Annotated in this window: 10 protein-coding genes; all 10 read left to right on the top strand. The window is 45.8% G+C overall.

The genetic code is table 11. From position 1 onward, the window contains the following. Positions 1–24 precede the first annotated feature (24 nt). Positions 25–1,233 (top strand): 1-deoxy-D-xylulose-5-phosphate reductoisomerase, encoded by a 1,209-nt coding sequence (gene ispC, locus ACU01J_RS02295; RefSeq protein ID WP_481084230.1) that lies wholly within the window; start codon positions 25–27, stop codon positions 1,231–1,233. After that, the gene (gene rseP / locus ACU01J_RS02290) at positions 1,230–2,588 is read left to right on the top strand and encodes a sigma E protease regulator RseP (RefSeq protein WP_481084229.1); all 1,359 of its coding nucleotides are present in this window, start codon (positions 1,230–1,232) and stop codon (positions 2,586–2,588) included. The genes ispC and rseP overlap by 4 nt, the downstream gene beginning before the upstream one ends. 38 nt (positions 2,589–2,626) lie before the next feature. Next, positions 2,627–5,035: an outer membrane protein assembly factor BamA gene (gene bamA, locus ACU01J_RS02285; RefSeq protein ID WP_481084228.1), complete on the top strand. Its 2,409-nt coding sequence runs from the start codon at positions 2,627–2,629 to the stop codon at positions 5,033–5,035. Between the two features lie 16 nt (positions 5,036–5,051). After that, positions 5,052–5,561 carry an OmpH family outer membrane protein gene (locus ACU01J_RS02280; protein WP_481084227.1) on the top strand — a complete coding sequence of 170 codons (510 nt, stop codon included), beginning with the start codon at positions 5,052–5,054 and terminating at the stop codon, positions 5,559–5,561. A gap of 6 nt (positions 5,562–5,567) precedes the next feature. Then, complete coding sequence (gene lpxD / locus ACU01J_RS02275; RefSeq protein ID WP_481084226.1) at positions 5,568–6,599, top strand: UDP-3-O-(3-hydroxymyristoyl)glucosamine N-acyltransferase; 1,032 nt, start codon at positions 5,568–5,570, stop codon at positions 6,597–6,599. 148 nt (positions 6,600–6,747) lie between these two features. Then, the gene (gene fabZ, locus ACU01J_RS02270) at positions 6,748–7,200 is read left to right on the top strand and encodes a 3-hydroxyacyl-ACP dehydratase FabZ (RefSeq protein ID WP_481084225.1); all 453 of its coding nucleotides are present in this window, start codon (positions 6,748–6,750) and stop codon (positions 7,198–7,200) included. Position 7,201: 1 nt separating this feature from the next. Then, a complete protein-coding gene (gene lpxA / locus ACU01J_RS02265; RefSeq protein ID WP_481084224.1) occupies positions 7,202–7,990 on the top strand; it encodes an acyl-ACP--UDP-N-acetylglucosamine O-acyltransferase in 789 nt (262 codons plus the stop codon). A 91-nt stretch (positions 7,991–8,081) separates the two neighbouring features. Further along, positions 8,082–9,224, top strand: a complete 1,143-nt coding sequence (gene lpxB / locus ACU01J_RS02260; RefSeq protein ID WP_481084223.1) for a lipid-A-disaccharide synthase — start codon at positions 8,082–8,084, stop codon at positions 9,222–9,224. Further along, a complete protein-coding gene (rnhB, locus tag ACU01J_RS02255) occupies positions 9,221–9,841 on the top strand; it encodes a ribonuclease HII (RefSeq protein WP_481084263.1) in 621 nt (206 codons plus the stop codon). The genes lpxB and rnhB overlap by 4 nt, the downstream gene beginning before the upstream one ends. A 90-nt stretch (positions 9,842–9,931) precedes the next feature. After that, positions 9,932–13,411 carry a DNA polymerase III subunit alpha gene (dnaE, locus tag ACU01J_RS02250; RefSeq protein ID WP_481084222.1) on the top strand — a complete coding sequence of 1,160 codons (3,480 nt, stop codon included), beginning with the start codon at positions 9,932–9,934 and terminating at the stop codon, positions 13,409–13,411. Positions 13,412–13,431: the final 20 nt, after the last annotated feature.

Raw genomic sequence — 13,431 nt, 5'->3', positions numbered from 1 at the left:
TTTACCATACTTTGGTTTCTCGCTATGCGTAAGTTAACGATTCTTGGTGCAACAGGCTCTATTGGAGCAAGCACGTTTAAGGTTCTCGAACAAAATCCTGAGAAGTTTTCAGTGGTTGCGTTAGCCGCAGGGCAAAACGTAGCGAAAATGCGAGAACTGTGTCAGAAATGGCAGCCTAAGTTTGCTGTTATGGCTGATGATAACGCTGCTAAACAACTCAAGCTTCAACTCTGTGAACTTAAAATCGCCACTCAAGTGCTGTCAGGAGTTGATGCAATGTGTGAAGTCTCATCAATGGATGAGGTCGATACCGTTATGGCTGCGATTGTGGGGGCAGCAGGTTTGCTACCAACTATGGCGGCGGTTAAAGCGGGAAAGCGCGTGCTATTGGCGAATAAAGAGGCGTTAGTGATGTCTGGCCAGCTGTTTATCGATGCGGTGAGCAAGCATGGTGCAGAATTACTACCTGTTGATAGCGAACATAATGCTATTTTCCAATGTTTGCCTAGCGATATTCAAACGAACTTAGGCCACTGCCAGCTTGATAACCATGGTATTTCTCATATCTTGCTAACTGGCTCGGGCGGTCCGTTCCGTTATAGCGATATCCGTTCACTTGATGATGTGACGCCAGAGCAAGCAATCGCTCACCCTAACTGGTCGATGGGACCTAAGATCTCAGTAGATTCTGCAACCATGATGAACAAAGGCCTTGAGTATATTGAGGCTAAATGGCTTTTCAATACTCAGCGTGAACAGCTAAAGGTGGTGGTTCACCCACAGTCTGTCATTCACTCTATGGTTCAGTACAAAGATGGCTCAGTGTTAGCTCAGATGGGAGAGCCTGATATGGCCACGCCTATTGCTCTGACACTTTCGTATCCAGAGCGAATTGCTGCTGGCGTACCTGCACTAGATTTTACCAAGGTAGGAGAGCTTACTTTCCTAGAACCAGACTTTAATCGTTATCCGTGCTTAAAGCTGGCAATTGAGGCGTGTTACTCAGGTCAGCATGCGACAACTGCGCTGAATGCGGCTAACGAAATCGCCGTAGATGCGTTTTTAAATAAGCAGCTTCGTTTTACTGATATAGCTAAGGTAAATGAGCAAGTGGCGAGTAATATCATTGGTGCTTACAACTCGTCGCAATGCAGTGACTTGGAAAGCATTTTAGAGCTCGATAGAATAGCAAGAGAATTAGCGGTAACTATCGTAAGTGGGCTTAAGCGATGACAGGTATTTTGTGGAACTTTGCTTCCTTTATAATTGCGCTAGGAATCCTGGTAGCGGTTCACGAGTTTGGCCACTTTTGGGTGGCGCGACGTTGCGGTGTCAAAGTCGAAAAGTTTTCAATTGGCTTTGGTAAATCCATTTGGAGCAAAGTGGGTAAGGATGGCACTGAGTACAGTGTTTCAGTTATTCCACTTGGCGGTTATGTCAAAATGCTTGATGGACGTGTTGATGATCTTGCAGAGGGTGAGCAAGAGTTCGCTTTTGATCGCAAACCTCTGTGGAAGCGAACAGCCATTGTTGCTGCTGGGCCAGCCTTTAACTTCTTGTTTGCAATCTTTGCTTACTGGCTCGTTTTCCTTATCGGCGTTCCCGCTGTTAAGCCCGTCGTTGGTGAAGTTACCCCTTACTCGATTGCTGCTGACGCAGGTTTAGAACCTGGAATGGAACTAAAATCAGTTTCTGGCGTCAAAACTGCGGATTGGGAATCGGTTAATATGGGCCTTATCTCTCATATCGGTGATCGCCAGTTAACCATGACAGTTGCACCTGCTGATGGTATTGGGGTTGAGCAAGTTAAGCACTTTGATTTAACTGAGTGGAACTTTGACCCTGAGAAAGAGTCTGCAATGTCAGCGCTCGGTTTTGTTCCCTTTACGCCTGCGATCACACCTCGTCTGACTGCAGTGTCAGAAGATGGCGCGGGTGCAAAAGCTGGACTTGAGGTTGGCGATTTACTTGTTTCCCTTGATGGACAAAAAATTAGTGAATGGGATCAAGTTGTTGAAGCGATTCAGCAGCATCCAAATACACCGATTGAGCTACAAATTGAGCGAAATGGAGAGAACGTTAGTTTAACCATGATTCCTGATAGCCGCGAACTTGCAGACAAGCGAGTGATTGGTTTTGCTGGAATCGCTCCTGAAGTCGCAGAATGGCCAGAAAATTATCGCTTCGACTTACAATTTGGTGTAATTGATTCAGTCGGTAAGGCGGTTGAGAAAACAGGTCAGGTAATCAGTCTGACAATCAGTATGCTCAAAAAGCTGATTGTTGGTGATGTTGGATTGAATAACTTAAGTGGACCTATTTCGATCGCAAAAGGGGCCGGTATGACTGCCGATTATGGCTTAGTCTACTTTTTAGGTTTCCTTGCATTAATCAGTGTGAACTTAGGGATTATTAACCTTGTACCGCTGCCTATGTTAGATGGCGGACATTTATTGTTTTTTGCTATTGAGGCTGTAATAAGACGCCCTGTACCTGAGAAAATTCAGGAAATGGGTTACCGCGTTGGCGGTGCAATTATCTTCTCTCTTATGGCAGTGGCAATTTTCAATGATTTTGCTCGTTTGTAATTGAGCAAAGGTTGAATTAAGGAATAACAAAAACAAATATGGCGATGAAAAATATTCTGTTTGCAACTCTGTTGGCGACCAGTGTCAGTGCAAACGGTGCCGAGAACTTCGTAGTTCAAGATATTAGAATTGAAGGCCTTCAACGAGTTGCACTGGGTGCAGCATTGCTGAAGATGCCAGTACGAGTTGGCGATACAGTCGATAATCAAGATGTGTCTGAGACAATACGCGCGCTATACGCCACCGGTAACTTTGAAGATATCAAAGTGCTGCGTGATAAGGATGTGTTGGTTGTTCAAGTTAAAGAACGTCCAACGATAGCGAGCATTTCGTTCTCGGGTAACAAAGCGATCAAAGAAGAGCAACTTCAGCAGAACTTGGATGCATCAGGCATCCGCGTTGGTGAAGCACTTGATCGCACAACGCTTTCAACCATTGAAAAAGGCTTAGAAGACTTCTACTACAGTGTAGGTAAGTACAATGCTAGCGTAAAAGCGGTCGTTACACCTTTACCTCGTAACCGTTCTGACCTGAAGTTTGTCTTTACTGAAGGCGTGTCTGCCAAAATTAAACAGATCAACTTTGTTGGTAACACCCAATACACAGATGAAGAGTTATTGAGCCGTTTTGACCTCAATGTGGACGTTGCTTGGTGGAACTTCCTTGCTGATGATAAGTATCAGAAGCAGGTGCTCGCGGGTGATATCGAGGCGCTTAAGTCATACTACCTTGATCGTGGTTACCTTAAGTTCCAGATCGACTCTACCCAAGTCGCGATCTCACCAGACAAAAAAGGGGTTTACATCACTCTGGATCTTAATGAAGGCCAGCCTTACACTGTGAGTGATGTGAAGTTCCGCGGTGACCTTCTGGGCAAAGACGCAGAATTCGAAAAACTAGTACCATTTAAAAGTGGTGAAACCTATAACGGCTCAGCGGTTACTGGATTAGAAGAGAGCGTTAAACGCCTACTTGGTGAAGCAGGTTATGCATACCCTCAAGTACGTACCATTCCAGAGTTTGATGATGAAAATCAGACAGTATCATTGGTCGTTAGCGTCGATGCAGGTCAACGTATTTACGTGCGCGATATTCGCTTTGTGGGTAACAACTCGACGAAAGATGAAGTTCTACGCCGTGAAATGCGTCAAATGGAAGGCAGCTGGCTCAACTCCAAATCGATTGAGACAGGTAAAAGCCGTCTAAACCGCTTGGGCTTCTTTGAAACGGTTGACGTGCAGACGGTACGTGTACCGGGTAGTACTGACCAAGTTGACTTGGTGTATAACGTGAAAGAGGCGAACTCTGGCAGCGTTAACTTCGGTGTTGGTTACGGTACTGAATCAGGCGTCAGCTTCCAAGTGGGTCTTCAGCAAGACAACTTCGTTGGTAGTGGTAACCGCGTTGGTATTAACGCGATGGTGAACGACTACCAAAAGAACATTAGCCTAGATTACCGTGACCCTTACTGGAACCTTGATGGTGTCAGTCTTGGCGGTAAGATCTTCTACAACGAGTTCGAAGCATCAGAAGCCGGTATTGTTGACTATACCAACGAAAGTTACGGTGCGAGTTTAACTTGGGGTTTCCCATTCGATGAGCTTAACCGCTTTGAGTTTGGTGTTGGTTATACGCACAACAAGATTGGTAATGTACCAACTTATGACCAAGCTCAGCTATTTGCCCAGAGTATTGGCCAAGAGAATGGCGATATCCTGACAAACGACTTCGATGTTAACGTATCATGGACACGTAACAACCTAAACCGTGGTTATTTCCCTACCGCTGGTAATTACCAGCGTGCTTTCGCTAAGGCGACGGTGCCAAGTTCTGATGCTCAATACTTTAAAGTTCAGTATGACATTAGACAGTACGTTCCAATTACCAAAAAGCATGAATTTACGCTCTTGATGCGTGGTCGCTTAGGTTACGGTAACGGTTATGGCCAAACAGATGGTAACGACAACTTGTTCCCATTCTATGAGAACTACTATGCGGGTGGCTTTACAACGCTACGTGGTTTCGGTTCAAATAGTGCAGGTCCAAAAGCGGTTTATACCACTAACGGCAATCCGGCAACGTGTAACAGCACAAGTTGTGTTTCAGCGACTGATGACTCGGTAGGTGGTAACGCGGTTGCATTGGCAAGTCTGGAACTGATTGTCCCAACACCATTTGCTTCGGAAGAAGTACGTAACCAAATTCGTACCAGTGTGTTTGTCGATGCGGCAAGTGTTTGGGATACAGAGTTCATTTATGACCCAGGTGTTGATACTCGTTACTACGATGATTACTCAGACCCAATGAACATCCGTGCATCTTACGGTGCAGCATTGCAATGGATGTCACCAATGGGGCCTCTAGTCTTCTCTATTGCTAAACCTATTGAAAGTTATGAAGGTGATGACGAAGAATTCTTCACTTTCACCATCGGCAGAACCTTCTAAAACAGAGGAAAATAAAGTGAATAAAACAATTAAAGCGGCTGGTCTAAGCCTTCTTGTAATGACGTCTTCTTTCTTTGCTAATGCAGCTGAAGCAGCGCAAAAGATCGGTTATGTCAATACGGCTCAAGTATTCCAAGCGCTTCCTCAACGTGAAGTCGTGGCGAAAAAGCTTCAAGATGAATTCAAAGATAAATCTTCTGAACTTAAGGCGATTCAGGCTAAAGGCAAGGGTAAGGTTGAAAAGCTAAAGCGTGATGGCGAATTAATGAGTCAAGATGATATCGATAAATTGCGTTTAGAGATTGGCCAGCTAGAGAGTGAGCTGAAGGTAAAAGCGCAGTCTTTCGAACAGTTAAGAAAGCGTCGCCAAATGGAAGAAGAGCAAAAGCTATTTAAGACTATTCAATCTGCGGTCAATAAGGTAGCAGAGAAGCAAGGTTATGATTTGGTATTGGATCAGCAAGCGGTCCGCTTTTCTAAGCCAGAAAATGATATCTCTAAAGCTGTAATTGACTCACTAAAATAATTATCTATGACAGTACTTTCTTTAGCCGAATTGGCAACTATTACCGGGGGCGAACTACATGGTGACGCAACAGCAACTGTCAACATGGTTGCGCCAATGGATAAGGCGCAACAAGGGCATGTGACCTTCTTGTCTAATCCTAAATATGCTAAGCACTTAGCTCAATGTCAGGCCACTGTTGTGATGGTCAAAGAGGCTCAGCGTGAACAGTGCAATGGAAATGTACTGGTTGTTGCGGATCCTTACGTAGCATTTGCGAAAGTGACTCAAGCGTTAGATAGCACTCCAGCACCTGCGAGCACTGTGGCTCCTTCAGCTGTTGTTGCCGAAGACGCAAAGCTTGGTAAGAATGTTTCCATTGGCGCAAACGCTGTGATTGAATCTGGTGCTGAACTGGGTGATAACACGGTAATTGGTGCGGGCTGTTTCGTTGGTAAAAATGCGAAGATCGGCGCGAACTCAAAGCTTTGGTCAAATGTGAGTGTTTACCATGAAGTGCAGATCGGCTCTGACTGTCTGATTCAAGCTAATACAGTGATTGGTTCAGACGGTTTTGGTTATGCGAACGAGAAAGGCGAGTGGATTAAAATTCCTCAGTTAGGCAGTGTTCGTATCGGTAACCGTGTTGAAATTGGTGCGTGTACCACTATTGACCGTGGCGCATTGGATGATACGGTAATCGAAGATAACGTCATTATCGATAACCAGCTGCAGATCGCACACAACGTACACATCGGATATGGTACAGCTATGGCTGGTGGTACGGTTGTCGCAGGCAGCACTACTATCGGTAAGTACTGTATTATTGGTGGCGGCACAGTCATCAATGGTCATATCGAAATTGCTGATGGTGTGACCATCACAGGTATGGGTATGGTGATGCGTGGAATTTCAGATAAAGGTATATACTCCTCTGGTATTCCACTACAGCCAAATAAAGAATGGCGTAAAACAGCAACTCGCGTTCATCGTATTGATGAGATGAATAAGCGTCTGAAGGCTGTTGAAAAGCAATTAGAGCAGAAAGAAGAATCTTAATTCCATTTCTGATTAAAAGGCTCGCACTTTGCGAGTCTTTTTGTCTATATAGCCAACCAATTTTCGGGTGGGATTACACCTTAGGCTCACTTGAGTATATAATGCCTGCCAGCAACCAAATTTAGCATTCAAAAATAGGAATATGACTTTGACTACTGAACAAAAAACGATGAACATCACTGAAATCCAGGAATTGTTACCACATCGCTACCCATTCTTGCTTATCGATCGCGTAATTGATTTCCAAGAAGAGAAATACCTAACGGCGATCAAAAACGTTTCAGTGAATGAACCTCAGTTTACAGGTCATTTCCCTCAGCTACCTGTATTCCCAGGTGTACTTATTCTAGAAGCGATGGCTCAGGCGACTGGCCTGTTGGCATTCAAATCATTTGGTGCTCCTGCAGAAAATGAACTGTACTATTTTGCGAGTGTTGATGGCGCGAAATTCCGCAAACCAGTTGTTCCAGGCGATCAGCTGGTAATTGAAGTAGAATTTATTAAAGAGCGTCGTGGTATTGCTGCATTCAAAGGCACCGCAAAAGTCGACGGTGAAGTAGTATGTTCTGCGGAACTAAAGTGTGCTCGTCGAGAGTTTTAATATGATTCATGAAACAGCTCAAATTCACCCTTCAACGGTTATTGAAGGTGATGTTAAAATTGCAGCCAATGTGACAGTTGGTCCATTCACTTACATCTCAGGTACCATTGAGATCGGTGAAGGCACTGAAGTGATGTCTCATGTTGTCATCAAAGGTCATACAACGATTGGTAAAGGTAACCGTATCTTTCCAAACGCCGTAATTGGTGAAGAGAACCAAGATAAGAAATATGGCGGTGAAGAGACGACCGTTGTGATCGGCGACCGTAATGTCATCCGGGAAGCGGTTCAAATCCACCGTGGTACAACGCAAGACAAAGCGACGACGGTAATAGGCAACGATAATCTGCTGTGTGTTAATGCGCACATCGCTCATGATGTGATTGTTGGTAACCATACTCACATTGGTAACAATGCCATCCTTGGTGGTCATGTTACCGTTGGCGATTATGCAGGCGTTATGGCGCTTTCAGCGATTCACCCGTTCTGCAATATCGGTGCTTACTCATACACAGGTGGCTGCTCTGCAGTGGTTCAAGACGTGCTTCCTTACGTGCTTGCACAAGGTAACCATGCAACACCGTTTGGCCTAAACCTTGTTGGCCTTAAGCGCAATGGTTTTGAGAAGCCAGAAATCCGTGCTTTGCAGAAAGCATACAAAGAAATTTACCGTTCAGGCAAAACGCTTGAAGACGCAAAAGCTAGCCTAGTTGAAATGGCGAAAGAGTTCGACTCGATCCAACCTATGCTGGACATGCTAGAGATTTCTGAGCGCGGTATTATTCGCTAATAACACTTGTGAAGCTGCATAAAAGATCGCAATCTTACGGTTGCGGTCTTTTTTACTTTTTAAAGCAACAAATTAGGTAGGTCATTCAACCATGGAAAAGCCACTACGAATTGGTATTGTCGTCGGGGAACTGTCCGGAGACACTCTCGGTGAAGGTTTCATCAAAGCGATAAAACAGAAGTACCCTAACGCTGAGTTTGTTGGTATCGGTGGACCAAAGATGATAGCGCAAGGCTGCGAATCTCTGTTTGATATGGAAGAGCTTGCGGTAATGGGGCTGGTCGAAGTACTGGGAAGACTGCCAAGGTTGCTGAAAGTGAAAGCTGAACTGGTTAAGTACTTCACGCAAAACCCGCCGGATGTATTTGTCGGTATTGATGCGCCAGACTTTAACTTGAGACTTGAGCTCGACCTGAAAAAAGCGGGCATTAAAACTGTTCACTATGTGAGCCCATCGGTGTGGGCTTGGCGACCAAAGCGCATTTTTAAAATTGATGCAGCAACCGATCTTGTCCTTGCGTTCCTACCTTTTGAAAAAGCATTCTACGACAAGTACCAAGTCGCGTGTGAGTTTGTTGGACATACCTTAGCGGATGCGATCCCATTGGTACCGGATCAACAAGAGGCGAGAGAGTTACTCAACTTGGAACAAGACAAGCAATGGCTGGCGGTATTACCTGGCAGTCGTGGTGGGGAAGTCGGCTTGATCGCTCAGCCATTTATTGAAACGTGCCGTGAAATAAAGCAGAAGTTTCCTGATATTGGTTTTGTTGTTGCGGCGGTGAATGACAAACGCAAACAGCAGTTTGAAGAAATCTGGCAACAGACTGCTCCTGAACTGGATTTCGTTATTGTGAAGGACACGGCACGTAACGTGATTACGGCGTCTGATGCGGTACTGCTTGCGTCTGGTACGGTTGCATTAGAGTGTATGCTGCTTAAACGACCTATGGTCGTGGGCTATAAGGTCAACCGATTCACTGGCTGGTTAGTACAGAAATTAGCGATTACCGAATTCGTCTCGCTGCCGAATATTTTGGCTGGAGAGGAGTTAGTCAAAGAGTACATTTTGCATGAGTGCGATCCACAATTTTTAGTACCTGCTGTTGAGGATATGTTGCGCAGAAACAACGATGAACTGATTGCTCGATTTACTGACATGCACCACTTGATCCGCAAAGACGCGGATGTTCAAGCTGCTAAAGCTGTCCTCAACCTAATTGGTAAAGAATAATGGCAAAAGAGATACAAGAACTTCCACCTTTTGAATACCCGCAAGGCTATCAATTGGTGGCTGGTGTTGATGAAGTAGGCCGTGGCCCCTTGGTCGGTGATGTAGTCACTGCCGCGGTTATTTTAGACCCGAATAACCCGATTGAGGGTTTGAACGACTCTAAAAAATTATCAGAAAAAAAACGTTTAGCACTGTTGCCAGAAATTAAGCACAAAGCTTTGGCATGGTCAGTCGGGCGTTGTTCACCTGAAGAAATTGATCAGCTCAATATCCTGCAAGCGACGATGGTGGCAATGCAGCGTGCTATTGATGGCTTAAGTGTTAAGCCAGATCTCGCCCTTATCGATGGCAACCGTTGCCCTGAATTACCAATGGACTCTCAAGCGGTGGTCAAAGGTGATTTACGTGTTGCAGAGATCAGTGCCGCATCGATTATTGCTAAAGTTGTCCGCGACCAAGAGATGGAAGAGCTAGATAAACAGCACCCTGAGTTTGGTTTTGCTAAGCATAAAGGCTATCCCACTAAGGCGCATTTTGAAGCCATTGAAAAGCACGGTGTCATTGAACAGCACCGCAAGAGCTTCAAACCAGTCAAACGAGCGCTCAGGATCGAATAGAAAGCGCTTTGATGGGGTATATAAGTCGATAATTTTCACTTAAAATACCCCAAATATCTTCCAAATTTATCACCTTTCTGGACCTTATTCATGTCAGATCCAAAGTTTATCCACCTTAGAGTTCATAGTGACTTCTCCATGGTTGACGGCCTATCGAAAGTGCCTCCCTTGGTTAAGAAGGTGGCTGAAATGGGGATGCCGGCAATGGCACTGACCGACTTCACCAACTTGTGTGGTCTGGTTAAGTTTTATGGTACCGCACACGGCTGTGGCATCAAGCCAATCATCGGTGCTGATTTCCTTATGCAGTCACCAGAGTTTGGTGATGAGCTGACTAAACTGACCGTCATTGCAGCGGACAATGTTGGCTACAAGAACCTAACTCTACTCATTTCCAAAGCGTACCTGCGTGGGCATGTACAGCATCAACCTGTCATCGATAAAGAGTGGCTAACTGACCTGTCCGAAGGGGTGATTCTGCTCTCGGGTGGTAAAAGCGGTGAGATAGGTAAAGCGCTGCTAAAAGGTAACCAGAAAGTTGCTCAAGAGTGTGTGGAGTTCTATCAAACCCATTTCCCAGATAGATTTTATTTGGAGCTGACGCGAACAGGCCGTGCGGATGAAGAAACGTATCTGCATTTTGCATTAGAGCTGGCTGAGCAACGAGATATCCCTGTTGTAGCAACCAACGACGTGGTTATCCTCGACGAAACTCTGTTTGATGCTCATGAGATTCGAGTTGCTATCCATGATGGTTACACACTTGAAGATCCACGTAGGCCAAAAAATTACAGCCCTCAGCAATATCTACGCACGGAAGAAGAGATGTGTGAGCTCTTCTCTGATATCCCAGAAGCACTAGAAAACAGTGTTGAAATTGCTAAGCGTTGTAACGTTACTGTTCGACTTGGTGAATACTTCCTTCCAGCGTTCCCAACCGAAGGGATGGAAGAAACCGAATTCTTGGTTAAGAAATCGGAACAAGGCCTAGAAGAGCGTCTTGAGTTCCTATTTCCTGACCCGAAAGTGCGCGAAGAGCGCCGCCCGGAATACGATGACCGACTTAAGATTGAGCTTGAAGTAATCAACAACATGGGATTCCCAGGTTACTTCTTGATCGTAATGGAGTTCATCCAGTGGTCAAAAGATAACGCTATTCCAGTTGGTCCTGGTCGTGGTTCGGGTGCGGGTTCATTAGTGGCATACGCACTTAAGATCACCGATTTGGATCCACTCGAATATGATCTGCTTTTCGAACGATTCTTGAACCCAGAACGTGTTTCGATGCCCGATTTCGACGTCGACTTCTGTATGGATAAACGTGATCAAGTTATTGAACACGTAGCAGAAATGTATGGCCGAGACGCGGTATCTCAGATAATCACCTTTGGTACCATGGCGGCAAAAGCGGTTATTCGCGACGTGGGACGTGTACTTGGTCACGGTTTCGGCTTTGTTGACCGCATTTCTAAGTTAGTGCCGCCAGATCCGGGCATGACGTTAGAAAAAGCATTCAAAGCTGAGCCAGCACTGCCTGAATTGTACGAGAACGACGAAGAGATCAAAGAGCTTATCGATATGTGTCGCATCCTTGAAGGGTGTACACGTAACGCCGGTAAGCACGCTGGTGGTGTTGTAATCTCACCAACGACCATTACTGATTTTGCGCCTATCTACGCAGATGCTGAAGGCCACTTCCCAGTTACCCAGTTTGATAAGAATGACGTAGAAACCGCTGGCTTGGTTAAGTTCGACTTCTTGGGTCTACGAACGCTGACCATCATCGACTGGGCGCTAGGCTTGATTAACCCTCGTTTAGAGAAAGAGGGCAAACCACCGGTTGCAATCGAGTCAATCCCTCTGGATGATCAAGCGTCGTTCAATCTGCTGCAAAATTCAGAAACCACCGCGGTATTCCAGCTGGAATCGCGCGGTATGAAAGAGCTAATCAAGCGTCTTCAGCCAGACTGTTTTGAAGATATTATCGCACTGGTAGCCCTGTTCCGACCGGGTCCACTTCAGTCGGGCATGGTAGATAACTTTATCGACCGTAAACATGGTCGTGAAGCGGTTTCTTACCCAGATGAGAAGTGGCAACACGACTCGCTTAAAGAGATTCTTGAGCCGACCTACGGCATTATCCTCTATCAGGAGCAGGTAATGCAGATCGCTCAGGTCCTTTCTGGCTATACGCTCGGTGGCGCAGATATGCTCCGTCGTGCGATGGGTAAGAAAAAACCTGAAGAGATGGCTAAGCAGCGTGCCACGTTTGAAGAAGGGGCGATTGCCAACGGCGTTGATGGCGAACTGGCGATGAAGATCTTCGACTTGGTAGAAAAGTTCGCAGGTTACGGCTTTAACAAATCGCACTCGGCTGCCTATGCACTGGTTTCGTACCAGACGTTGTGGCTCAAAACGCACTTCCCTGCAGAGTTTATGGCGGCGGTAATGACAGCCGACATGGACAACACGGAAAAAGTGGTTGGTCTGGTCGATGAATGTTTCCGCATGAAGCTTAAAGTGCTACCACCGGACATTAACGCTGGCTTATACCGTTTCAATGTAGATGAAGACGGTGCGATTGTTTACGGCATCGGCGCGATTAAAGGGGTAGGTGAAGGCCCAATTGATGCGATTCTAGAAGCGCGCAATAAAGATGGTCACTTTAAAGATTTATTTGATTTCTGTGCCCGAATTGACCTTAAGAAAGTCAACAAGCGTGTGATTGAAAAGCTGATTTATGCTGGAGCTCTTGACCGACTTGGCCCTCACCGTGCAGCCTTGATGGCGTCATTGAATGATGCAGTGAAGGCTGCGAGCCAACACCACCAAGCGGAAGCGTTTGGCCAGAGTGATTTGTTCGGGGTACTAACCGAGGCACCAGAAGAGGTTGAGCATAAGTACACCAAAGTAGAACCATGGCCTGAGAAGGTATGGCTTGAAGGTGAACGTGATACACTCGGTCTATATTTGACCGGCCACCCTATTAATGCCTATATAAAGGAACTTGGTAAGTACACCAGTTGTCGACTAAAAGACGCGACCCCAACTCGTCGTGATCAAAGTGTCACTGTTGCCGGCTTGGTGATTGCGTCGCGAGTGATGACAACCAAGCGCGGTACACGTATCGGTATTATGACTTTGGATGACAGAAGTGGCCGAATGGAAGTGATGTTGTTCTCTGATGCGCTGGATCGGTACGCAGAATTGTTAGAAAACGATAAAATTTTGGTTGTTTCTGGACAGGTCAGCTTTGATGATTTCAATGGTGGTCTTAAAATGTCCGCGCGCGAAGTTATGGATTTGGGAACAGCTCGTGAAAAATATGCACGAGGATTATCTGTCTCGATTGATGAGTCGCAAATCAATGACCGATTTTTTGAGCGTTTTAGTCAAATACTAGAGCCTCATCGGGCGGGAAGTGTGCCCGTCCATGTATACTACCAACGCTCCGATGCTAGGGCGCGTTTAACGCTAGGTACAGAATGGCGAGTAACGCCGAGTGACGCATTATTAGATGATTTAAAACAACTACTTGGGAAAGGCCAGGTAGAACTCGAATTTAACTAAGTTCGGTCAACGGCGACCGA

Source organism: Vibrio sp. 2433-A1 (assembly GCF_056726085.1).
This window is presented reverse-complemented; position numbering and strand designations above follow the sequence as displayed.

What these genes read in the sequence shown, in the direction of transcription:
- bamA (WP_481084228.1), top strand. Translation starts at nt 2,627, where the DNA reads ATGGCGATGAAAAATATTCTGTTTGCAACTCTGTTGGCGACCAGTGTC.
- ispC (WP_481084230.1), top strand. Translation starts at nt 25, where the DNA reads ATGCGTAAGTTAACGATTCTTGGTGCAACAGGCTCTATTGGAGCAAGC.
- lpxA (WP_481084224.1), top strand. Translation starts at nt 7,202, where the DNA reads ATGATTCATGAAACAGCTCAAATTCACCCTTCAACGGTTATTGAAGGT.
- lpxD (WP_481084226.1), top strand. Translation starts at nt 5,568, where the DNA reads ATGACAGTACTTTCTTTAGCCGAATTGGCAACTATTACCGGGGGCGAA.
- dnaE (WP_481084222.1), top strand. Translation starts at nt 9,932, where the DNA reads ATGTCAGATCCAAAGTTTATCCACCTTAGAGTTCATAGTGACTTCTCC.
- rseP (WP_481084229.1), top strand. Translation starts at nt 1,230, where the DNA reads ATGACAGGTATTTTGTGGAACTTTGCTTCCTTTATAATTGCGCTAGGA.
- lpxB (WP_481084223.1), top strand. Translation starts at nt 8,082, where the DNA reads ATGGAAAAGCCACTACGAATTGGTATTGTCGTCGGGGAACTGTCCGGA.